This window comes from Hymenobacter mellowenesis, assembly GCF_030581005.1.
GTDB classification, from domain to species: domain Bacteria; phylum Bacteroidota; class Bacteroidia; order Cytophagales; family Hymenobacteraceae; genus Hymenobacter; species Hymenobacter mellowenesis.
Window position 1 is genome coordinate 38,918 of sequence record NZ_JAUQSX010000017.1, and the last position, 21,957, is coordinate 60,874.

General features: G+C 63.8%; 16 protein-coding genes. 5 read left to right on the forward strand and 11 right to left on the reverse strand.

Features of this window, described 5'->3' with window-relative positions; genetic code table 11:
• Positions 1-64 precede the first annotated feature (64 nt).
• Positions 65-2,047 (forward strand): sensor histidine kinase, encoded by a 1,983-nt coding sequence (locus Q5H92_RS23925; RefSeq protein ID WP_305014101.1) that lies wholly within the window; start codon positions 65-67, stop codon positions 2,045-2,047.
• 185 nt (positions 2,048-2,232) lie between these two features.
• Here Q5H92_RS23925 and Q5H92_RS23930 read toward each other — a convergent pair whose 3' ends face one another.
• The 7 genes from Q5H92_RS23930 to Q5H92_RS23955 all read right to left on the reverse strand — a co-directional run bounded on the left by Q5H92_RS23930 (position 2,233) and on the right by Q5H92_RS23955 (position 11,556).
• On the reverse strand, positions 2,233-3,159 hold the full coding sequence (locus Q5H92_RS23930; RefSeq protein ID WP_305014102.1) for a hypothetical protein: 927 nt from the start codon (positions 3,157-3,159) through the stop codon (positions 2,233-2,235).
• Positions 3,160-3,242: 83 nt separating this feature from the next.
• The gene (locus Q5H92_RS23935; RefSeq protein WP_305014103.1) at positions 3,243-3,617 is read right to left on the reverse strand and encodes a hypothetical protein; all 375 of its coding nucleotides are present in this window, start codon (positions 3,615-3,617) and stop codon (positions 3,243-3,245) included.
• 141 nt (positions 3,618-3,758) lie between these two features.
• Positions 3,759-5,639, reverse strand: coding sequence for an alpha-amylase family glycosyl hydrolase (locus Q5H92_RS23940; RefSeq protein WP_305014104.1), 1,881 nt, complete (start codon positions 5,637-5,639; stop codon positions 3,759-3,761).
• 187 nt (positions 5,640-5,826) lie between these two features.
• Positions 5,827-6,300: a YdeI/OmpD-associated family protein gene (locus tag Q5H92_RS23945; protein WP_305014105.1), complete on the reverse strand. Its 474-nt coding sequence runs from the start codon at positions 6,298-6,300 to the stop codon at positions 5,827-5,829.
• Positions 6,301-6,415: 115 nt separating this feature from the next.
• Complete coding sequence (locus tag Q5H92_RS23950; protein ID WP_305014106.1) at positions 6,416-9,046, reverse strand: T9SS type A sorting domain-containing protein; 2,631 nt, start codon at positions 9,044-9,046, stop codon at positions 6,416-6,418.
• A gap of 14 nt (positions 9,047-9,060) precedes the next feature.
• Positions 9,061-9,381 (reverse strand): T9SS type A sorting domain-containing protein, encoded by a 321-nt coding sequence (locus Q5H92_RS26790; protein WP_501991719.1) that lies wholly within the window; start codon positions 9,379-9,381, stop codon positions 9,061-9,063.
• A gap of 705 nt (positions 9,382-10,086) precedes the next feature.
• On the reverse strand, positions 10,087-11,556 hold the full coding sequence (locus Q5H92_RS23955; RefSeq protein WP_305014107.1) for a glycosyltransferase family 4 protein: 1,470 nt from the start codon (positions 11,554-11,556) through the stop codon (positions 10,087-10,089).
• Positions 11,557-11,800: 244 nt separating this feature from the next.
• Between Q5H92_RS23955 and Q5H92_RS23960 the strand changes: the two genes are divergently transcribed.
• Complete coding sequence (locus tag Q5H92_RS23960; RefSeq protein WP_305014108.1) at positions 11,801-14,284, forward strand: glycoside hydrolase family 31 protein; 2,484 nt, start codon at positions 11,801-11,803, stop codon at positions 14,282-14,284.
• 809 nt (positions 14,285-15,093) lie between these two features.
• Here Q5H92_RS23960 and Q5H92_RS23965 read toward each other — a convergent pair.
• The 3 genes from Q5H92_RS23965 to Q5H92_RS23975 form a co-directional block, all read right to left on the reverse strand.
• A complete protein-coding gene (locus Q5H92_RS23965) occupies positions 15,094-15,567 on the reverse strand; it encodes a hypothetical protein (RefSeq protein WP_305014109.1) in 474 nt (157 codons plus the stop codon).
• Positions 15,568-15,635: 68 nt separating this feature from the next.
• Positions 15,636-16,724: a WD40/YVTN/BNR-like repeat-containing protein gene (locus tag Q5H92_RS23970; RefSeq protein ID WP_305014110.1), complete on the reverse strand. Its 1,089-nt coding sequence runs from the start codon at positions 16,722-16,724 to the stop codon at positions 15,636-15,638.
• Between the two features lie 217 nt (positions 16,725-16,941).
• Positions 16,942-18,132 carry an acetyltransferase domain-containing protein gene (locus Q5H92_RS23975; protein ID WP_305014111.1) on the reverse strand — a complete coding sequence of 397 codons (1,191 nt, stop codon included), beginning with the start codon at positions 18,130-18,132 and terminating at the stop codon, positions 16,942-16,944.
• A gap of 307 nt (positions 18,133-18,439) precedes the next feature.
• Here Q5H92_RS23975 and Q5H92_RS23980 point away from each other — a divergent pair, with 307 nt between their 5' ends.
• The 3 genes from Q5H92_RS23980 (at position 18,440) to Q5H92_RS23990 (ending at position 21,377) form a co-directional block, all read left to right on the forward strand.
• Positions 18,440-18,904 carry a hypothetical protein gene (locus Q5H92_RS23980; RefSeq protein ID WP_305014112.1) on the forward strand — a complete coding sequence of 155 codons (465 nt, stop codon included), beginning with the start codon at positions 18,440-18,442 and terminating at the stop codon, positions 18,902-18,904.
• A 110-nt stretch (positions 18,905-19,014) separates the two neighbouring features.
• Positions 19,015-20,130 carry a mandelate racemase/muconate lactonizing enzyme family protein gene (locus tag Q5H92_RS23985; protein ID WP_305014113.1) on the forward strand — a complete coding sequence of 372 codons (1,116 nt, stop codon included), beginning with the start codon at positions 19,015-19,017 and terminating at the stop codon, positions 20,128-20,130.
• A 5-nt stretch (positions 20,131-20,135) separates the two neighbouring features.
• Positions 20,136-21,377 carry a serine hydrolase gene (locus Q5H92_RS23990; protein ID WP_305014114.1) on the forward strand — a complete coding sequence of 414 codons (1,242 nt, stop codon included), beginning with the start codon at positions 20,136-20,138 and terminating at the stop codon, positions 21,375-21,377.
• A 130-nt stretch (positions 21,378-21,507) separates the two neighbouring features.
• Here Q5H92_RS23990 and Q5H92_RS23995 read toward each other — a convergent pair whose 3' ends face one another.
• Entirely contained in the window at positions 21,508-21,927 is a 420-nt protein-coding gene (locus Q5H92_RS23995) for a thiol-disulfide oxidoreductase DCC family protein (RefSeq protein WP_305014115.1), read from the reverse strand.
• Positions 21,928-21,957: the final 30 nt, after the last annotated feature.

Consider the following 21,957-nt stretch of genomic DNA (forward strand, 5'->3'; position numbering starts at 1 on the left):
CGCGCTACAACGCTTTTTCGTGCACCGGCGGCACGCCCTTTTTCCCCCGCGCCTGCTTCGTTCTATGCCCCCCACGCCGGTTCCGCCGCCTCTCCGAGCTCTTGATGCCGAAAACGTGCTGGGCGACCTGCTAGCCGTTTCGATGACGGGCATCATCTACTATAAGCCGATTTATGACCCGGCCGGCTCGGGCGAGATTGTCGATTTCACCTTCGTCTACCTCAACCCGGCGGCCCAGCGCATGATGCGCATGCCCGAGGTGCCCACCCTGACGCACAACCAACAGTGGCCCCACAGCCGCCAGCAGGGCACGTTCGGCTTCCACGTGGATGCCTACGTGAGCGGCGAGCCGCGCGAATACAACATCAACTACCAGCTCGACGGCTACGACAACTACTACCGCCTGGCCGCCCGCCGCGCCGGCGACGGCCTGTGGGTGAGCTTCACCGACACCGCCGACCAGCCCCGCTCGCCCGTGGAAGTGGCCCTGCGCGAAGCCCAGGCCGCCGAAAAAGCCGCCCGCGCCGAGGCCGAAATTCAGCGCCAGCGGTTTTACGAAATGCTGATGCAACTGCCCGCCCAGGTGGCCGTGCACGAGGGCCCCGACCAAGTGGTTGCGTTCGTCAACCCCAGCTACCGGCGCGCGGCCAACGGGCGCGAGCTGCTGGGCCAGCCCATGCGGGCGGTGTGGCCCGAGCTGGCCGAGCACGGCGTGCTCGACATTCTCGAACGGGTGTACCGCACCGGCGAGTCCTTCAAGGCCACCGGGTTTCCGCTGCAGGTCGATTTTCAGCGCACCGGCCAGCTGGAACAGGCCTACTACGACTGCTTTTTTCTGGCCCTGCACGACGCCCAGGGGCAGGTAACCGGCGTGCTCGATTTCTCCTACGACGTGACCGACGCGGTGCGGGCCCGCCAGCAAGTGGAGCGGCTGAACCAGGAGCTGGAAACCCGGGTGCAGGAGCGCACGGCCGCCCTGCAGGAAAGCGAAGCTCGCTTCCGTATTCTGGCCGATGTTGCGCCCAACCAGGTGTGGGCCGTGAATCCGGACGGCACCATTCGCTACGCCAACCAAGCCTTTCTGGACTTTGTGGGCGTGAGCCTGGAGCAGTACGTGACCACGGGCTGGGCGGCGTACATGACCCCGGAAGAATGGCAACGGGCCCAGACTACGCTGGAAGCCGCCATCCGAACCCGCGCCCCTTACGTGCTGGAGCACCGCATGCGCCGCCACGACGGCCAGTACCGCTGGCTGCTGGCCCAGGGCGCGCCCAGCTTCTACCCCAACGGCGACCTGTACGGCTACGTGGGCTCGGCCATCGACATCACCGAGCTGAAGCAAGCCAACGAGCGCCTGACGCGCACCAACCAGGACCTTGACAACTTCGTGTACGCCGCCAGCCACGACCTCAAGCAGCCCGTCAACAACCTCGCGGGCCTGTTTGAGGAGTTGCGCCGCAGCGTCACCTTCCTCGACCCGGCCGAGCAGGAACTGCTCGTGCCCCTGATTCAGGACGCCCTGCAGCAGCTCGGTCTCACCATCGACGACCTGGCCGCCCTCGGGCAGGCCCAGCAAATCAGCGAAGCCTCGCTATCGGAAGAAGTGCCGCTGGTCGACCTCATGGAGGAAGTGGTGAACACGCTCGAACCCCAGGTACGGGCCGCTCGGGCCCGCATCACGGTCGATTTTGCGGCCCGGCCCACGGTGGCTTTCGCTCGGGCCAACCTGCGCACCATCCTGCTCAACCTGCTCAGCAATTCGCTCAAGTACGCCGACCCGGCCAGGCCGGCCCGCATTCACGTTTCGGTGTGGGTTGAGGAGGGGCAGCCCGTGCTGGTGGTGCAGGACAACGGGCTGGGTTTCGATGCGGAGAAGCACGGCGACGAGCTGTTTCACTTGTTCCGGCGGCTGCACACCCACACGTCGGGCTCGGGCGTGGGCCTCTACCTCGTCAACCGCATTGTGCAGGCCCACGGCGGCAGCATCAGCGTGGCTAGCCAGCCCGGCCAGGGCGCCACGTTCCGCGTACGCCTGGGCCGGCCGTAGGCGGCAGCGGAAACTGTGAGGCCGTTGCCGCTTATCGACCTACTTAAACTAGTTGCCGCCGGCCGCAGTCGTCGCTTCGTTGAGACAGCGGCCGGCGTTGGGGACGGCGCTATGGCCATTGCAAACTTGGCTGCCGCAGCTGCCCTGGCACCACAGCGGCTTGGGCAGCGGGCGTGTGGCAAGGGCTACTGATAATAGGTGTATCGGTAGACAAAAACCACCTGCAATTTTTCCTGCTTGGAAAACGGGGCGGTGGTGTAAATCAGCGTCTTGGTTTTCAGGCAGGAGGTCCCGTACTCGCTCACCTCGCGGCGCGACACCGCCAGCGCGCTGTTGGGCAGGAAAGCGTCGGAGTACGTAAGCTCTTCGATTTCCCGCTGCTGCGCATCGTATTTCCGCACAATTTTGTGGTCAACGGTGCCGCGTTTTGCTTCCTGGCTGAAATGGATTTCTTCCGCTAGCAAGCCATTGGGCGTGAAGCGGTTGATGAGCAGCGTGTCCTGGGTGCCTCTGATATCGGCTGTGGTCTTGAGTGTGCCCGTGGGGTAGTAGCTGGACGTGTGCTGCTGCGCCAGCTCGTTTTGGGCAGAGTAGCTCGCTTCCCGCACGGGCTGGTTGGCGGTGTTGTAGGTGTAGAGCGTGTAGCCCTGCAATTGCTTCTGCTTGTTGAATACCGTTGACTTAACGGGCTGCTGGCGCTGGTTGAGCTCCGTGGCGAGAAAAGCCTCCATCAGCACCTGCCCCGAGGGACGGGCCATGCGCCGATACGTCGCAAACCCGTTGGCATCGGTCCTGACCGAATCGATGGTGCCATCGGTCTTGTCGGCCGATAAGTCCACCATTTTTATCACGTGCCCTTTGCTGTCGTACGTAAACGTGCGGGTCGAATACTGCGCCGAATCGGGGCCATCGTATTGTTGCCACTGCGTGTGTTGGCCGGCGCGGTCATAAAAATCGCTCCCAATCAGCCGCCGGGTGGGCCGCGCCACGCCCGGGTTGGCGTCCACATCGTACTGGAAAATGGCTTTCACGTGTTGCGCCGCCGCGCACTTTGCGCTGGGGTATTCCTCCTGCGCATAGCCGTGGGCCACGGGGCCAATAAGGAAAATCAAGCTCCAAGCAGAAGTTGCCTTTAATGACATGAGGGGAATGAATGATAGAGGAAAAAATGTGTGGCGGGCTGCTTGGAGAAGGGCTATCCAATGATGCCCCCGGGCAGCAAGGCCGGCAAAAAAGAAACGGCCACCGCCACCACGTAAATGGCCACAATGAAATAGGTGAGCACCCCGACCACCCGGGGCAGTGGCCCCTGGGCCTGCTCAAGCGAATTGATAAGCACCACGCCCAGCGAGAAATTAATCAGCTCAAATAGAAACAAGCCGTCCATTACCGCACTACTCACCCGCACTGGATAGTCGACGCCGTATTCGACGCCCAGCAGCACATAGGCGGTATAGAGTCCGTGCCCCAGCAGCCACTGGCAGATGCGGCCTTTCAGCAGAAACACTGCGGCCATGATAACTAAGGCGCCAAAAATGCGCGTCTGGGTACGGCTGAGGGCAGTGGTCATAAAAAGTAGCGCGGCACAGGCCTTTCCCAGAAAGCTGTGAGAGCGGCTGGCTCCGAAAAAGCATGCATCGCATCGTCGGATTAGAAGACTCATCGCGCCCAAAGCCAGTCAAATCAGCACCGGTGCGCCGGGAAACAATGGCTACTTGAGCAGCTCCAGCACCACGGCCGTTTTGGCCGGCAACTGTAGGGTGGCCAGGCTGTTCAGGCTCTCGCCCGTCAGCACGTTGCGGGCTTTGTTGAAGCCCGCCATGCGCTCCGAAAAGCGGGCGGTGGGCAGGCTGGCGGCTTTGTCGGTGGTGTTGGAGGCCACCAGCACGGTGCCGGTGGCATCGTAGCGGAAGTACACGTAGAGGCCGTTTTCGGGCAGGTACTGCATCAGCTTGCCGGTGTGCAGCACCTTGTGGTCGCGGCGGTAGGTAGCCAGCTTCTTCACGAAGTCGAAGGCCTCGTTTTCGCGGGCCGAGCGGCCGGCGGCGGCAAACTTGTTTTCCTTGTCGCCGGCCCAGCCGCCGGGAAAATCCTTGCGCACCTCGGCATCGGTGGGGTCCTTGAAGTTCTTCATCAGAATTTCGGTGCCGTAGTACATGCTCGGAATGCCGCGGGTGGTGAGCAGCCAGGTCAGGCCCATCTTGTACTTGTCGAGGTCGTCGCCGACTTCGGACAGGAAGCGGTTGTGGTCGTGGTTGTCGAGGAAGGTGACGAGCTTGGTTGGGTCCTGGTACACCACGTCCTGGGCCAGCGACTGATAGACGTGCTGGGCACCGCCATTCCAGCCAGCCACGGCGGGCGTGCCCACGTCCTTCAAACCCGCCAACATGGCGCCTTCGAGCACGAAATCGAGCGCGCCGGGCTGGTTCGATTTGAAGGGAAAATCAATCTTGCTGCGCGTGTAATAAGCCTGGTCGATGCTGTTGGTCACTGCCGACTCGCCGAAGAGGTGAATGCGCGGGTACTCGGCCAGCAGCGCCGCGTTGCAGCGGTTCATAAACGGCTGGTCGTTATACAGGTAGGTGTCGACGCGCCAGGCATCCACGCCAAAGTTCTCCACGCACCAGATGGCGTTTTCAATCAGGTAGTTGGCTACGTACGAGTTTTGCTGGTTGAGGTCGGGGAGGAAGGGCACGAACCAGCCGTCGAGCGTGATTTTGCGGTCTATCTGGGCCGCGTGCGGGTCGGTGATGGGGTTGTAGCGGTAGGTGGTGTTGGTGTAGCTGGGCCACTGGTGCAGCCAGCTTTTCATGGGCAGGTCCTGCACGAACCAGTGGGTGTTGCCCACGTGGTTGTACACGGCGTCCTGCACTACTTTCAGGCCGGCGGCGTGGGCCTGCTGCACGTAGCTTTTATAGGCCGCGTTGCCGCCGAAACGCTTGTCCACGTTGTACTGGTCGGTGAAGCCGTAGCCGTGGTAGGAAGCGCGCATGGTGCCGCCCTCGTTGGTGAGCGGCTGGTTGTTTTCGAGCACCGGCGTAAACCACACGGCCGTTACGCCCAGGTCTTTGAGGTAGGGGATGCGCTGGGCCGCGCCGGCCAGGTCGCCGCCGTGGCGGAAGAAAGGGTTGGCGCGGTCCATGTTCGGGTCGCGCATATCGGCGAACTTGTCGTTGGCCGGGTCGCCGTTGGCAAACCGGTCGGGCATGGCCAGGTAGATGAAGTCAGCGGCGGTCACGCCCTGGCCTTTGGGGGAGTTGTCGCGGGCCTTTATCTCCCAGCTTTGTGTCACCGTCTGGGTGCCCTTTTTGCCCACTAGCGGCACCCGGCCGGGCTTGGCGGTGGGGGCAATGGTGAGGTCGAGAAAGGCGTAGTTAGGATTCTCCACGGTGCTGGTTTTCACCAGCTTCACGCCCGGGTAATTCACGGTGTAAGCCAGGGTGCCCGCACCCGGGCCGTGCACGATGAGCTGCACGTTGGGGTTTTTCATGCCTACCCACCAGTTGGTGGGGTTCACGCGGTCGATGCTGGCGGTTTGGGCATTGGCCAGCAGCGGCAGCAACAGGAGCGGCAGCAGGTAGCGTTTTTTCATGGGAGAGAAGGTTGGGTGGGAAACCAACGGGAAAGATTGGGTTGAAAAACAGGACGTCGTGTCGAGCACAGCCGAGACATCTCGCGTGCAATAGTAAATCCTGACGATTGGATTACCGTTGCACGCGAGATGTCTCGGCTGCGCTCGACACGACGTCTCAATATAATGGACAAGTAAATACTTCCCGCTACGGGCGCTTGCGGCCCTGCCCCAGCAGCTCCAGCGTATCGGCCAAGCGCTTGGCGCGGGTTTCGGGGCGCTTGGCACCTTCCAGCCAGCGCACAAACTCGCGCTGGTGGGTGTAGGCCAGCTTGTCGAAATAGGCGGCGGCTTTGGGGTTGGCGGCGAGCTGCTCGGCCAGGTCGGCGGGGGCTTCCATTTTGCGCACGGCCGTGTCGTGGCGCATGGTCACGCGCACGGTGTCGCCGATGGTTTTGTCGATGGCCTTACGGATTTGCTTGAGCAGCAGCAGGGCGTGGTGGTGGCCGTCGCCGAGGGGCACGGCGCTCCCCTGGTAGGGGTAGCCGTCGAAGGTGACGTGCACGGGCAGTTGGCCGCGCTTGCCATACACCTCGGCCACCGAAAACGGGATGACGACGAACACGCCGCCCGTGTCGCCATCGGCTTCTAAAGTGGCTTCAAATTCGTGTTCGGGCTGCATACGGGGTGGGGGCTTAGGAGGGCAAAATGGGTTGGGTTGGTGCAAAGAAAAGCGGGCCGTCGCATTCGACGGCCCGCTGCGTTAGCCCAACCCCCTAAAGCCGGGCCTTGCCTCGCTACTCCAGCACCACGCGGCGCCCCACGGCCCCGCCCACGTCGTAGCGCACGCGCAGCAGGTACACGCCCGGCGCCAGGCCGGCCGTGGGCAAGCTCAGCTCCGGCGCGGCCACGGCCTGGCTGAGCACCACGCGGCCCAGGGCGTCGAGCAGCTCGACCTGCCGGGGGCGGCTGGCCGCGTCCAGGGCCAGGTGCAGCACCTCGTGGGCCGGCACGGGCCAGGCGGCGGTGGCGGGTGCCACGCGGCCCGGGTTCACCGCCAGCATGTTGGCGTCGAGCAGGCGCACCAGCCCGTTGAAGGGCAGGCTGCCCACTTGGGGGAAACCTCCCGCTGCGAGGATAGCGCCGTTGGGTTGGATGAGGAGACGGCGGACGTAGCCGGTGCGGACGTCCGCGCCCACGGGCCCGGCGGCTGGGTTGTAGCTGTTATCGGGCGCGCCGGTGGGCAGCAGGCGCAGAGTGCCTTCGGGGTTGGGATTTGCGCTGGCGGTGGAAGACAATTCCCCACCCAGCAATACGCGCCCGTTGGGCTGAATAGCAATGGTGTTAGCCAAAGGCACCAAGCCGGGCAGCGTCACCTGAAAGCTGGGGTCGGGCTGGCCATCGGCCAGCAGACGGGCCATGTAGTGGTTGCCGGGTGCTCCCAGGTTATCAAAGGTGCCGGTGACGTACAGACGCCCCGTGCCATCCTGGGCGACGGCCAGGCCGGCATCGCCTGTGACCGAGCTGCGCGTGGTGAAGCTGGGGTCGAGTGCCCCCGTGGGCAGTAGCCGCCATACCGGGATGCTGGCGTTGCTGCCCGATGGCAGCGAGCCCACCACCACCAGCTTGCCGCCCGGCTGCAGCAGCAGGCCCTGCACAAAGTTCGGGGCAGGTGTGGCCGTCTGAAAACTGCCATCTGCCTGCCCATCGGCCGCCAGAAACTGGGCCATGACCCGGTAAGCCGACGAGCCGGCTTGCTGAATGCGAAAGGTGCCGGCAGCAATAATTTCTCCGGTTGTGCGCAGCGCTAGATATTGCACCGAGGAACTAGCCGCGAGCGTGCGGGCCGGGATGGGTGGGCTGAAGTTGGCATCGCGCGCGCCGGTGCTCAGCACCCGGCCCAACGCCGGCTGGCTGGCGGAATTCAGATAGTCGAAGTCGCCGCCGAGCAGCACCTTGCCATCGGTTTGCAAAGCCAGCGCATACACGGCATCATCGGCAGCGGCCCCGAACGATGCATCAACTAAGCCATTGGCCTCCAGCCGCGCCACGTTGCGCACGGCTGCGCCGTTGATTTCGGAGAAGCTGCCGCCCACCAGCAGCTTGCCATCGGGCTGCAACGCCAAATCGAACACCGACCCTAGGTCCTGCACCAGCGGGGCAAAGGAGGCATCGCGGCTGCCATTGGCTTGCAGCAAAGCCATACCAACGGGCAGGCTGGTGGCGAGCGGCGCATAGCGCAGCAGCGAATAGCCGGCCCGGCCGGCCGTAATCAGCACCTGGCCGCCGGCCAGCAGCTGCACAGAGCCCGGGTAGCCGATTTGTTGGTTGGTCCGGCCGGTGGCGGCCCCCGCATTATCGAACCCGGAGTCGAGGGCACCCGTCGGCAAAAACCGCAGTACGTGCCCGTAAACCGTGGTGCCGGAAAAGGCGCTGGTGGTGGCTACCAATATCTTCCCGTCGGGCTGAGCGACGGGCGGAACCCGCGACGAAGCTGCGAATCCGAGCAACGGCCCGCTGTAATGGAAGCTGGTATCGGCCGACCCATCGGGCAGCAGGCGCCGCAGGGGCGGGGAAGCCGAGGTGCCCCCGCCACAGGTGAGCACGGCCTTGCCATCGGGCTGCACGGCCAGGGTGTAGGCCGTCACATCGGCGGGCAGTTGGCCCTGGAAAGTAGCGTCGAGGGCACCGGTGGGCAGAAGCCGCACCACGCCCTGGTGCGGCTGCCCGCCGACCAGCGCAAAAGGTCCCGTCAGCAAAATCCTGCCATCGGCCTGCAGGGCGCCGAAGGTCGGGTAGCTGGACGTGCTGGCCGCATTCAGAAACGCGGGCGGCTGAAAGCTGGCATCGCGGCTGCCATCGGCGTTGAGGCGCACCAGTACCGGCCCGCTTTGCCCGGCGCCCGGCCGCAGAAAGCCCAGAAGCAGGATTTTGCCATCGGGCTGGGGGAGGGCCTGCATCAGGGTGGCGGCCGGGTTTAGCTGGGCATCGAAGGCGGCATCGGGGGTGCCGTCGGCGTTGAGCTGGAGCAGGGCCTGCCGGGTGACGCCACCCACGGTGATGGATGCGGACGACGACGAGGAGCCATAATAAATATCATCGAGTAGTAATATTTTGCCGTTGGACAACAACACGAACCGGTCAACCGGCCCTTGCAAACCCATCACATTGTTCTGGAAAAGCGAATCCGGCTGGATGCCGCCGGGCAGCAGCCGCGCCAACGCGCTGGTGCTGCGATGGGCTATGCGCTTGAACGGGCCGAGCATCAGGGTACTGCCATCGGCCAAGCGCTCCGCCTGCACCACCGTGCCGGGCTGGAAAATTTCGCCGGAATGAAAGGTGGGGTCAATGGTGGGGCCCTGTGCCAAAACAGCATGCCCACTTAGCAGGCAAGTGGCCAGCAGGAGTGTTACGGAGTAAGTTTTCATGTAGGGAGTCGCTATTAATGCTGGATTTGAATCAGGTAGCGTTGGGGCTGTCCGTCGAGGTTTTGCCCCGTTACTGCGTAAAAACCATTCGGCAAGGATTGAATATCCATCAGGGTTTCCAGCCCATTGGTTGCCGCCGCGTGGCGGGCCACGGGCTGGCCCTGGCTGTTGTAGATGGTAATGCTGCCCTGCAGATTGGGTAAAAAAAACCACTTTATCCGCCGGATTAGGAAAAGGACGCTGCGGAGCTGTGCCGCAGTTGTAGTTGTTGTCCAGGTAAGTGGTGCCGGAGTTGGCTGTCCGGGCGCGATACAACGTGCTGCCGCTGCCGCCACAGCCCGTGTCCTGAAACGTAGCCGTTATATCGGTCTGGGCTCCGCCAACCGGCACCGTCAAAAACTCCGCAACGGAAGTGCCCTGGCCGGATACGAGGGTGCCCGCGCTAATGCTCCACGAAATGGCAGTCAGGCTACCGTTTACATTATCGGGAGACAGGCGTAGCGTAATGCGCCGGTTGATGCAAACCCAGCCGCGACTGTCCCGCTGTTGGTTCCAGCATGTTGCGCAGGCTTTCCGCCGAACCGCAAGGGTTTTGGGTGTGGGACGGTGCTACTGGAGCATCCGGCGACTGCGCTCCGGCCGCCAAGCCGCACAGCCCGCAAAAAAGTAATAAAATAGACGAGAAGAAGTGTTTCATTCGTGTGGATGAATGAATTAGTCCAGACGAAACATAACAAAACAAAACAACCTAGCAATAACAAGGATATTTTCGCGCGCAGCCCGGAGTAAACAATATGCAGGCACTTGGAGGCTATCTGAATAGGTAGCGCGTCATTTCGACATTCCACGCACCAGGTGGAGATAGGAATTTTGGTGACAGGCCAAAAGGCGCTAGCTGGTGCGGAGAAAAACCGTCTCATTCGACTTCCCGCTACACCAGCCTACCCTGCCTGACATTTTGCCGCTACTCCGGCACCTCGCGCCGTATCAGGGCTCCGCCTGCGCACGGCCCAGAGCATCGAGCAGCTCTACCTGCCGGCTCAGCCGGCGGCCAGCTCGTGTAGCACGGCCCGCAGGGCCGCCTCGTCATCGGCGGGCACCACGCGCACTTCGCCGGTATCGGTGCCGTAGGCGGCGCGCACCCGCTGGCGCAGATGCTCGGTGGGCACCAGGATGAGGTGGGCCCGGCGCAGCGTCATGCGCTCCACTTCCAGCAGCCAGCCGCGCTCGGCGGGGCGGGCAAAGTCGGCGGCCAGGCTAGCGGCGTACAGCACGAGTGGCCGGCGCGAGCTGTTGCGGATTTCGAGCGCGGCCAGCCACGCCGGCCAGCTGGGCGCATAAATCACCCCAAAATCGGAGCGGCCCTGCACCAGCTGCGCCGCCTGCCGGGCGTACTGAATCATGCGCGAGTTCAGGCCATCCAAAGACGGAGTGCGCGCCGTGCGTCCCGGTTCCGGCGCTGCTTCTGGCGCCGAAGCGGCCGCTGTGGCAAGTGGCAGAGCCTCCGCGGCCGGGGCTGGCTCAGCCGGAGCGTCCGGCGTCAAATCGTCTTCGGGAGCCGATAAGTCATTGGCTTCGGCCGCGCCAACTTCCTCCGTCGTTTCTTCAAAAACAGCGGGCTGGGGTCCCGTAAATGGTTCCTGATTTGGCCCCTCCGTTGCATCAGCGGCTTCAGTCGCCTCCGAATCATGGGTCGCTTCAGGTTCATTTGCAGCTTCCGCAGCCTCCGAGGATGCGGCCAGTAGCTGCGCCGCTACCGGCCCGGCCAGCGGGCTGAAACCGGCGGGCCAGCTCAGGGCGGCTTGGGCCAGGTCGGCGGCTTCGCGCACGGTGGGCGCGGGCACGAGCGGCGGCACGGGCACCACCACCGGCGGACCGCCCGGCGCAGTGGTCCCCAGGTAGGGCGCGGCCGGGGCCGACCACCCCAGGTTCCGGGGGGCATGGGCGCCGGTGGGCCACTGGCTGCGGGCCAGCGCAATGGCCGGCGCGGCCGGGGCTTTGAGGCCGGGTAGGGCGGCTTTCATATCAGCCGGTGCATCGGCCGGGCCGGCAGCGGCGGTGCGGTTTTCCAGCCCAATCAGCAGGGAGGTGAACGCCGGCGCGGTGCCGCTGGCCGCCACGGTAAGGCGCCGGATACCAACGGTATCGCGGGCGAGGGCTGACTCGGCAGCGGCTTCTTCGGATGCTTCGGTTTCTTCCGTTGCGGCCGTTTCTGTCGGGGCTGCGGGGTCGTTCGCAACAGCAGATTCAAGGCGCGCGGGGGCGTGTTCAGCCGGAAAGCTGGCTGGGGGAAAGACGCCGGGCGAAGTGGCGCCCGCGCCAAATTCGGGGCTTGGTTTGGCGGCGGTTTCCTCGGGCAGGTGCGGAAACACGGCCAGCACGGCCTGCTCAGCCGCCAGGTGGTAGACCAGGGGCAGGGTGGGGGGCAGGGCCGCCCCGCCGAACACGGCCACGCCGGGGTCGGCATCGTCCCAAGCGAGCAGCAGAACAGAAAAATCGGACGGGGTCATGGGCAGCGGGAGGGGGGCGAAACCGGGCCGGTGGGGATGGGGGTGGCGGCGCGGCGCGCTATCAGTTGCCAATGCTACGCACGCCAACCCATATATCGGCGAAAAATCTGCGCTGGGCGAAAATTTCGGCGGCAGCTTGCCCGAAAAAAGTATCTTGCGAGCTTAACGCTTTGCGCGACCGGCCGGGCCGGTCTTTTTTTGCCCGGCCCGGCCGCGGCTTTTGGCTTTTGCTTAGAATAAGTATATGGATACGACCATTCAGGAGAATAATTACATGGTGAACGACCTGGCGGCCAAAAGCCACCAGGAGCAATACCCCGGCGCCGTGCTCCGCGCCGACGAGCTCGATAACAACCGCTTCCTCTTCACCTGCCAGAACGGCGTGCGCCTGCTGCTGCACGTGCTGTCGGACAAAATCCTGCGCTTCCGCTACCTCACCGACGGGCCGCTGAACAACGACTTCTCCTACGCCGTGCCGGCCGACGCCACCAGCCGCTTGGCTCCGTCCACCGTCGAGTTCCGCGAGAAGCCCGACCACTACCGCCTCACCACGGCCCGCCTCATCTGCATTATTCAGAAGGAAACGCTGAAAACCCGCGTGCTCGACCGCTCCGGCACCATCCTTTCAGATGACGAAAAGGGCTTCCACTGGGAGTACGACTACGACTCGGGCAACGACATCGTGAAGATGAGCAAGCAGGTGCCGCCCGGCGTGCACTACTACGGCCTCGGCGATAAGCCCGACAACATGAACCTGCGCGGCAAGCGCTTCACCAACTGGGGCTCCGACACCTACGGCTACACCAAGGGCTCCGACCCGCTGTACAAGAACATCCCGTTCTACCACGTGCTGCACCAGAAAATCGGGCACGGCATCTTCTTCGACAACACCTTCCGGGCCAGCTTTGACTTCGCGGCCGAGCGCGCCGATGTGACCAGCTTCTGGGCCCAGGGCGGCGAGCTGAACTACTACTTCATCTACGGCCCCACGCTGATGGAGGTGACCCAGGAGTACACCCTGCTTACCTGCCCGCCCGAGCTGCCGCCCCTCTGGACGCTGGGCTACCACCAGTGCAAGTGGAGCTACTTCCCGGAAAGCAACGTGAAGGAAATCACGAGCGGCCTGCGCGACCGCCAGATTCCCTGTGATGCTATCTATCTGGATATCGACTACATGGAGGGCTACCGCTGCTTCACCTGGAGCAAAGCCCATTTCCCCGAGCCCAAGCGCCTGGTGCAGGAGCTGGCCGAGGACGGCTTCAAACTGGTGGTCATCATCGACCCCGGCATCAAGATTGACCCGGACTATCCGGTGTACCAGGAAGGCCTCAAAAACGACTATTTCTGCCGCCGGGGCGACGGCCCGCTGATGAAGGGCTCCGTCTGGCCCGGCCTGTGCAACTTCCCCGATTTCACCGCGCCGCGCGTGCGGGAATGGTGGGCCGGCCTGTTCAAGGAATTGATTCAGGACATCGGCGTGAAGGGCGTGTGGAACGACATGAACGAGCCGGCTGTGTTCGAGAAGGGCACCTTTCCGCCCGACGTGCGCTTCGACTACGACGGCCACCCGGCCTCGCACGCCAAGGCCCACAACATCTACGGCATGCAGATGGCCCGCGCCACCAACGACGGCGTGAAGCAGTTCTGCTACCCCAACCGGCCCTTCACCATCACGCGCAGCACCTACTCGGGCGGCCAGCGCTACTCCTCGGGCTGGACCGGCGACAACATCGCCTCCTGGGAGCACCTCTGGTTGGCCAACATTCAGTGCCAGCGCCTGAGCATCTCGGGCTTCAGCTTCATCGGCTCAGACATCGGCGGCTTCATCGATTCGCCCACCGGCGAGCTCTACGCCCGCTGGATTGCGCTGGGCGCCTTCCACCCGTTCTTCCGCACCCACAGCTCCGGCGACCACGGCGACCAGGAGCCCTGGAGCTTCGGCGACGAGGTGACGGATTTGGCCCGACACTTCATCGAGCTGCGCTACCGCCTGCTGCCCTACATGTACACCACGTTCTGGCAGTACGCCACGGCGGGCACGCCCATGCTGCGCCCACTCACCTTCCTCGACCAGCACGACACCGAAACCTACCTGCGCATGGCCGAATTCGGCCTCGGTGACAACCTGCTGGTCTGCCCCATCACCCAGCCCGGCGCCGACGGCCGCTGGATGTACCTGCCCCGCGGCGACTGGTTCTACTACTGGACCGACGCGCCCACCAGCGGCGGCGCCGAAGTCTGGGCCACCGCCGACCTCACCCGCATCCCGCTCTTCGTGAAGGCCGGCGCCGTGCTACCCATGCAGCCCGTGCTGCAATACGTGGGCGAAAAGGTGATTGAAGAACTCACCCTGCACGTCTACTACAAAAACGGCACCCTCGAAAGCCTGCTCTACGACGACGGCGGCGAAGGCTACGGCTACCAGGAAGGCCAGCGCACCCTGCGCCGCTTCACCGTAGCGGGTTCACCTACGGATTTGCTCATCACCCAGGCCATCGAAGGCGACTACGCGCCCAGCTACGCCACCTACCGCGTGGTGCTGCACGGCGTGGCCGGCCCCATCGAAGTCACCACCGACGGCCAGACCGCCGAAGTGTCGGAAGCTGCTTTGGAAACTGGTTTGACGCTGCCGAGTCTGGTGGTGCCAGTGGGCTTCGGTGAGGTGCGGGTGCGCGTGGTGCCGCCGGTGGCGGAGAAGGTAGGAGTGGCGGTTGCGCCAGTTGCTTAACTTTCTTAAAGTCGTTAAACAGGAACAATCTTTTTTGCATGTCTTTCCCGTTTAACACGATTTAGAGTCACCGTTTAAGTATGATTCGCATGGGCGCTAAACACGTTTGCTTTGCCTGTCGCCAAGCTTTTAATGCACCTTATGGGTCGATAGGCCCAACAAAGTGTCCTTCCTGTGGAGAAGCTATGGTAATAATGGCACATCGGTTTCGACCACCAAAAAAACGTGAAACCGCCAAGTGGGAAGTAGCGAAGTATCTGGTGGACCATGGATTTTATTACCAGCATACTTACGAAAACTTGTGGGGAGGCCAGTACATGAATTACCCAACCACAATGCCAGAGGCAAAAGAATTTATCAAAACCTATCAGAAACAAGCCATCAGTAAGGGCGGGAGAATTACAAACGTTCCGGTAGCAACCCTACACAAATAGGAACCAGCATTCTATATACAGCCACCTAAAAACCATAACAGGTCATCCCATAAGGTGCCTTGTTTCATCCTCGGCCATCCAGCCGCGCCATTTGGCGGCGCAGGGCAGGTGCGTCTGACCACTCATAGGCTGCGGACTAGCAGGGCTGGCCGCTGCTGGTGCTCCCTTGGGGTCGCATTCCCTCCGCCGCCCCAGTAACCAAAGCCACGCCGGAAACGGGGCTGGCGCGGGGACTGGTTGAATTCCCCTGACGGTCAACACCAGAAAAGGCGTTCAATGAACGCCTTTTCTGGTGTTGACCGTGAATAATCAGCGATTATGGAAGGAATATGAATCACTCAAGAAAGAGCCGATTGAACTTCTTAATGGCCTATGCTAGCTGCCTTTTTTCAGGCTGGAGAAAAGGGCGTAAGAAACGCGTATTTGTGGGCCTTCTACATACGTGAGCAGCATGGCAGGCGTGCGCCAATATCTCACGGGGGAACCCATGATGGTAGTTTGCTGCGTTGGAGCGCCCTGCACCGAAGTTATTTCTTCCGAAATAGCCTTCCCGTTCGCGCCGGCGGCCGCCTTCAGGTGAATATCTACCAACACGCCCTTCTCAAAGCAGTAAATAATGCTTTTCAACGTTCCCTTTCCCATCGTCAGGTTATCAGAAGCCCGTTCGTAAAGCTGCTGGCCATCGGAGGTCGACGTCAGAATCATTCCTTTGAAGGATGTCAGCTTTGCGCCTAGCCGGGCATCCCGAAAACCGTCTTTAACATCTGCCGCACTGCTCCGACCAGGCGCTAGCAGACTTATTAATACGAGACAAAGCAGCATGCATTGCTGAAGTAATTGGTTTTTCATGCCCCGAAACTACGAAATCAGCCCCATCCTCGGCTGGCGTGCGTTTTGGGTGCGCTGCGCGAGGCCCTTTAGCGCGTGCCCCGGATAACCTGCCCGTCGGAAGTGACAGCAAAGCCCACCGGGCCAGCCGGCACCGCCAGGCTGTTGATGGTGGCCGGGAATTGCGAGTTGGGCGTGGCCCGAAACTGCTGCTGCCAGGTAAGGCCGCCGTCGCGGGTGTAGTAAATGGCAGTGCCCTCGGTGAAATAAGCCTGCTGCTCGTCGACGAAGTGGCCGTTGCTGGCCGCCGGCAGGTGGTCGTTGATGAGGGTCCAGGTGCTGCCGCCGTCCCGGGTTTTGTAGAGGTGGCGCTCGGGGACGGTGGCCGCAAAGCCCACCGCCGGACTCACAAACGAGAGCGACTGGATGTACTGATGCGGCCAGGGCAGCACCTGCCAGTTGGCGCCCTGGTCGGTGGTTTTGGCCAGCGCGCCCCGGCTGAATATGCCGCCCGCCACCCCGCTCGACAGGCTGCCGCCGCCCACGTAGCCCACGGCCGCCGCCGGAAACTCCACCAGCCGCCAGTCGCCCACGGCTGGGGCCGACACGGTGGTCCACGACGCCCCGCCGTCGGTGGTGCGCTGGATGATGTTGTTTTTAAAGGACAGGCCCGTTTGCTCACTGCTGAAATGCAGGTGGAAACTGCCCGCGTAGCCCGCCCCGGGCAGGGGCTGCCAGCTGCCGCCGCCGTTGGTGCTCTTGAATACCACCTGCCCACCGGAGGGGGTGGGCGGGGCACCCACCGCCAAGGCCGCCGGGTCGGAACCCACCGCATACACCAGTTGCTCGCTGACCGGCGAAATGGCCCGGACGCCGTTCGGGCTCAGGGGGCGCAGGGGCAGCTGCTGCCAGGTGTCGCCGCCGTTGCGGGTGCTGAGCAGGGTGGGCTGGTACACGCTGGCGGCGTCCGAGGCGTAGCCGCCAATCGCCCAGCCCACCTGGGCCGAGGCGAAACGTACATCGGCGAAGCCTTGGAGCTGCGGCGCACTGTAGGACAGGGTTTGCCAGCGCGTGATGGGCAGCAGCAGCCCCGAGGTAGCGGAGTCGGCATCGGAGCCACAGCCAGCGGCCAGGCCGAGCAGCAACAGGAGCGAAACGGATAAGAAGGAGGCGCGCATAGCAGTGGGAAAATGGCCGGCCGGCCGTGGTAGGGCGTTGACCGGCCTCGGGCGCTGTTCGTTGCGTGGCGTAGGCTTGTGCGCTGCCCGGGTAGCCTACCAACTGCAAAAGCCCCTACTTAGCAGCCCATTCCCGGCATGAGTTTCGTTGCGAGGAACCTGTGCCAGCTGCAGTAGTTGCTGCCAAAGCGTGCAACCGTCGCCCACGCCACCTTGCCTACAAATACGACAGCCACCAATACGTGTGGTTTTGCTTGAAACGCTGGTACCGGCGGCACGGCCCGTACATCAGCAGCACCACGGCGGCCCACACCAGGTAGGCGCGCCCCAGGCTGGGCACGTAGCCGGCGGGCCAGGCCTTCACGTCGGCAAAAGCCAGGTTCACGGCGTGGCCGAAGGCCACCGTCGTCCACACCCAGGCCGCGAAGCTGAGCAGCGCAAAGTGCCCGATGTAGTAGAAAAACGGCACCTGCCCGAATGTGCGCAGCACTTGCACCAGCCGGCCGGTGGCGGTTTCGGCCCAGCTGAGCAGCAGCAGCGCCACGCCCAGCGTGAGACTCACAAACAGCAGCGACGGGGGCGACTTCGTGACGTTGAGAAACGAGAGCGCCGTGTGCAACGGGCCTTGGGGCTGCGCGCTCCAGGGCTGCGGGTCGCCGTACCAGTTGGTGGCCCGCAGCACCAGGAACAGGGCCAGCAGCCCGGCTCCGACCCAGCGCAGGCGCCGGTTGCGCTGGGCCAGCGGCAGCCGGAACCACGGTCCCAGCAGGTAGCCGGCCAGCAGCACCCCCAGCCACGGCCCCAGCGAATAGCCCACCAGCGCCGGCTTGCCCAGCATCGGCAGCACGAATGGCCCGTTGCAGAGCAGTGCCCACCCGGCGTTGGCCGGCGTGACGGGCGCGATGTTGGGTATCAGATTGTGGCCGAACACAATGGCCACTGTGAGGCCCACCAGCGCCCAGCGTGGTAGCCAGCGCAGCCCCGCCAGCAGCACCATGCCCGCCCCGATGACGTAAATCACTAGGAGCAAAATCAGGTCGTGGCTCCAGCTGAGCACGAAAGTCAGCAGCACCACTTCCATGAAAATGAGCCACAGCCCCCGCGTGAGCAGAAACCGGCTGACGGCCGCCCCGTCCTGCCGTTTCTGCTCGTACAGATACACGCTGCAGCCCGACAAAAACACGAACGTGGGCGCGCAAAAGTGCGTGACCCAGCGCGTGAGAAACAGCAGCGCCGGGGCGTGGGCCACGTCTTCGGGCCGCACCGGGAAGGGGCTCCAGAAGTCGCGGGTGTGGTCGAGGGCCATGATGACCATCACCAGGCCCCGCACCACATCGAGGGCCTGCACGCGGGGTGTGGCGGCGCGGGGCAGCCGGGCCGGCGCCGTAGGAGTAAGATTAGGATTCATGGGCGGGATTGGGAAGGGGTGGAATAGAGCGCGTTGGGCCAGCGGCAACTGCGAAAATAAGGGCGCGCGGGTTTGCTTCAGCGTGAAAATAGTTGCCCTGATTTGGTCCGCCATTAATCTCCTGTACACTGCGAAGCCGGGACCGACCCAATGCAACCACCTCCGCTCAAAATGCAGTCGAGAGGCCTACTGCCCGACTAATTTGGCCCGCTGATACAGCAGCCGCTTTGCTCACAAAGGAAAGCGGCTGCTTGCCGACCCCGCCGGGCGGCATTGCAAACGGCAGCCGGCAGGTACTTTAGCCGCTATGAAACGGCTGTTGGTAATTCTGCTTCTCCTGTATCTGCCTGCGCGGGCCCAGCACCTTGCCCCGCACAAAACCCCGGCCCACGAAGAGGGCGTCAATGTCATCGGCGTGCTACTGCCCGACAGCGGCGCCGTGCTGCTGGAGCGTGTGGCCCGCGTGTTGCAGGTGCAGGGCTACGTACTTGGCTCCCGCAACGAAACGACCCTACAGCTGACAACCGAGCCCCAACCCCTGCACGGGTGTAGTTGCTACGCTTCATTTGAGGTGACGGTGATGGGGCATGCCGCCTTGCTATCAGGCGTTGCGGGCCATTACTACTTATTCTTTGATAAGCGCCCGCTTTCTTATTCGGCATTCAGCCACGTAGCCTTCCAGAACACTGACTTTATCGCCGAGGGGTGGGCCCTGCTCGAAACCATTGCCCGCGGATTGTCCGACGAGGCGGTGTACTTCCGTCGTCCCTAAGCTCAGCTGGCCTCGCCGGTGCGTGCGCCAGCAGAGCCGCCTGGGATGGCCTGCGGCATAACAGCGCAGTGGGAGAGCGTCTTGTCCTTTTTTCGCTGTTTCTTCGCCCCATGTCCGGCACCACCATCCAATCCCTGAGCCTCTACAAGCTGCTTGTGCCGCTGAAGGAGCCCTTCATCATCTCGCTTGGCCCGCTCACGGCGGTCGAAAACATTGTCGTGGTCATTCGCACCACGAGCGGCCTGGTGGGCTACGGCGAGTGCAGCCCCTTCCTCACCATCAACGGCGAAAGCGTGGACACGGGCTTCATCGTGGGCCAGTACTTCGCCCCGGCCTTGCAAGGGCGCGACGCCCTGGACCTGGCCGGCAACCTGGCCGAGATGGACCGCATCATCTATGGCAACAGCAGCATCAAAAGCGCCTTCGATATTGCCTTGCACGACCTGGCGGCCCAGCACGCGGGCCTGCCGCTGTATGAATTCCTGGGCGGGAAAAACGACAAAATCCTCACCACCGACATGACCGTGAGCCTCGGCCCGCCCGCCAAGATGCAGGCCGACGCCGTGCGCTTTCAGGAGGAAGGCTTCCCGGCCATCAAGGTGAAGCTGGGCGGCAGTCTGGAAGACGACGTGGCCCGCATCCGCGCCATTCGGGCGGGCATCGGCCCCGCGCACCCGCTGCGCATCGACGCCAACCAGGGCTGGCACACGGCCGATAATGCCATTGCCGTGCTGCAGGCGCTGGCCGAATTCAACATCGAGCACTGCGAAGAACCCATTCTGCGCCAGCATTTCATGGAGCTGAGCCGGGTGCGGGCGGCCTCGCCCATCCCCATCATGGCCGACGAAAGCTGCGGCGACGAGCACGACGCAGCCCGCCTCATTCAGCTGCAGGCCTGCCAGATGCTGAACATCAAGCTGGGCAAATCCTCCGGCTTTCACCGGGCTCAGAAGATTGCGAAGCTGGGCGAAGCGGCTGGCCTCACCCTGCAAGTGGGTGGCTTTCTCGAATCGCGCCTGGGCATGACGGCCGCCGCCCACCTGGCACTGAGCAACCCGGCCATTCACCATTGCGATTTCGATACCCCGCTCATGTTCACCGACGACCCCGTGGTGGGCGGCTTCCGTTACGGGCCGGGCGGACTCATTGAGATGCCCACCGGCCCCGGCCTGGGCGCCACCATCGACGAGGACTGGCTGCGCCGGGCCGAACAGGTGCATTTCTGATGTCGATGAGAAAAGCTGCCGCCTTTCTGCTGCTGAGTTGCCTGCTGGGCGCGGCCGTCCCTGCCGCCGCGCAGCGCCCGAACCTGCTGCGCCAGGTGCTGCGCCACGACAGCGCCGGCCTGGGCCGAGTGCTGGCCCGCCCCGATTATTACCGCCTGCAAATCCTCTACACCCGCATCCGGCGCGACGCGGCGGGGCGGCCGCACTTCCGCACCTACCGCTACCACGTGCGGCCCCGCCAGTATTTCTACCCAGCCAGTACCGTGAAGCTGGCCGGCGTGGCCCTGGCCCTGCAGAAGCTGCGCGCCCTGGGCGCCGCGCACCCCGGCCTCAGCCCCGACGTGCCCATGCTGACGGACTCGGCCTTCGTGGGCCAAACGCGGGTGCTCCGAGACACCAGCGCCGCCGGTGGCCGGCCCACCGTGGGCAACTACGTGCGCAAGGTGCTGCTCGTGAGCGATAACGACGCCTACAACCGCCTCTACGAATTCGTGGGCCCCGGGGAGCTGAACCGCGAGCTGGCCCGCCTAGGCCTGCGCCGCACCCGCCTCGTGAACCGCTTGGCCGTGGGCGACCAGGAGCCCGGCAGCCGCCACACCAACCCCATCCGCTTCTTCGCCGACACGGCGGCCACGCGGCTGCTCTACGCCCAGCCCGCCGGCTACTACGCCGGGCCCTGGCCCCGGCTTGGGCTGCGCGGCGAGGCCATCGGCCAAGCCTACATCAAAGGCGACCAGCAGGTGGCTGGCCCGCTCGATTTCAGCCAGAAAAACGCCTTCGCCCTGCCCGACCAGCAACGCCTGCTCCGCACCATTTTATTCCCCGAAACCGTGCCCGCCGCCCGCCGCCTGCGCCTCGCTCCGGAGGATTATGCCCGCCTACGCGCGGCCATGTCGGAGCTGCCGCCTGACAGCCGGCACCCGCGCTACGACGCGGCCCACTACCCCGCTACCTACGTGAAGTACCTGCTGGGCGGGGGCGGCCAGGCCACGCTGCCGCCGGGCGTGCGGGTGTTCAATAAAATTGGGCAGTCCTACGGCTTTCTCATCGACAATGCCTACGTGCAGGACGAAGCCCACGGCGTCGAGTTTTTGCTCGCGGCCGTGGTGTACACCAACGCCGACGGCGTGCTCAACGATGATAAATACGAGTACGACACCATCGGCTTCCCCTTCCTGCGCGACCTGGGCCGGCGGGTGTACGAGGCGGAACTGCGGCGCGCCTCGGCTGCGCGGAAGCGACCATAGAGCGGGGTAGGTGCATTTTTCTGAACGTCATGCTGAGCGCAGCCGAAGCATCTCTACCGTGTAAGTAAACAATTTACTGCTGCATTAGAGATGCTTCGGCTGCGCTCAGCATGACGTTCAGTATATGATTCTACAGAAACCGCGCCTTCAGTTCCGGCGTGGGCAGCCAGCAGCTTTCCTCGCGCCCAAACCAGCGGTAGCGGTGCCGGGCCACGAAGCGGTAAGCGGCATCGCGCCAGACGCGGGGCAGCACCCTGGCCAGCGCCGCTACCTGCCAGATGCCGCCTAGGCCGCGCGCAATGCGCAGCACGGCGTCGGAATGCGAATACAACTGCCCACCGCTGAGCAGCAGTACCGAGTCGGGGTCGGTGGCCAGGCTTGTGGGCGCCAAGCCGTGGGCCGCTAAGAGGGCCCGGCCGGCTTCGCTTTGCAGGGCGGCGAAGCGGAAGCGGCCCGCCGCGTCGTGGCGAATGACGAACTGCACGAAGCCGTTGCAGAGGTTGCACACGCCGTCGAACAGGATGGTATCGGGAGGAGAGTAGGGAGGCATTGGGGCATAACGCCGGAGGTGCCATCTGTG

What these genes read in the sequence shown, in the direction of transcription:
- Q5H92_RS23935 (WP_305014103.1), bottom strand. Translation starts at nt 3,617, where the DNA reads ATGACCACTGCCCTCAGCCGTACCCAGACGCGCATTTTTGGCGCCTTA.
- Q5H92_RS23950 (WP_305014106.1), bottom strand. Translation starts at nt 9,046, where the DNA reads ATGAAAACTTACTCCGTAACACTCCTGCTGGCCACTTGCCTGCTAAGT.
- Q5H92_RS23965 (WP_305014109.1), bottom strand. Translation starts at nt 15,567, where the DNA reads ATGAAAAACCAATTACTTCAGCAATGCATGCTGCTTTGTCTCGTATTA.
- Q5H92_RS23940 (WP_305014104.1), bottom strand. Translation starts at nt 5,639, where the DNA reads ATGAAAAAACGCTACCTGCTGCCGCTCCTGTTGCTGCCGCTGCTGGCC.
- Q5H92_RS23975 (WP_305014111.1), bottom strand. Translation starts at nt 18,132, where the DNA reads ATGAATCCTAATCTTACTCCTACGGCGCCGGCCCGGCTGCCCCGCGCC.
- Q5H92_RS23985 (WP_305014113.1), top strand. Translation starts at nt 19,015, where the DNA reads ATGTCCGGCACCACCATCCAATCCCTGAGCCTCTACAAGCTGCTTGTG.
- Q5H92_RS23990 (WP_305014114.1), top strand. Translation starts at nt 20,136, where the DNA reads ATGAGAAAAGCTGCCGCCTTTCTGCTGCTGAGTTGCCTGCTGGGCGCG.
- Q5H92_RS23960 (WP_305014108.1), top strand. Translation starts at nt 11,801, where the DNA reads ATGGATACGACCATTCAGGAGAATAATTACATGGTGAACGACCTGGCG.
- Q5H92_RS23945 (WP_305014105.1), bottom strand. Translation starts at nt 6,300, where the DNA reads ATGCAGCCCGAACACGAATTTGAAGCCACTTTAGAAGCCGATGGCGAC.
- Q5H92_RS23925 (WP_305014101.1), top strand. Translation starts at nt 65, where the DNA reads ATGCCCCCCACGCCGGTTCCGCCGCCTCTCCGAGCTCTTGATGCCGAA.
- Q5H92_RS23955 (WP_305014107.1), bottom strand. Translation starts at nt 11,556, where the DNA reads ATGACCCCGTCCGATTTTTCTGTTCTGCTGCTCGCTTGGGACGATGCC.
- Q5H92_RS23980 (WP_305014112.1), top strand. Translation starts at nt 18,440, where the DNA reads ATGAAACGGCTGTTGGTAATTCTGCTTCTCCTGTATCTGCCTGCGCGG.
- Q5H92_RS23995 (WP_305014115.1), bottom strand. Translation starts at nt 21,927, where the DNA reads ATGCCTCCCTACTCTCCTCCCGATACCATCCTGTTCGACGGCGTGTGC.
- Q5H92_RS23970 (WP_305014110.1), bottom strand. Translation starts at nt 16,724, where the DNA reads ATGCGCGCCTCCTTCTTATCCGTTTCGCTCCTGTTGCTGCTCGGCCTG.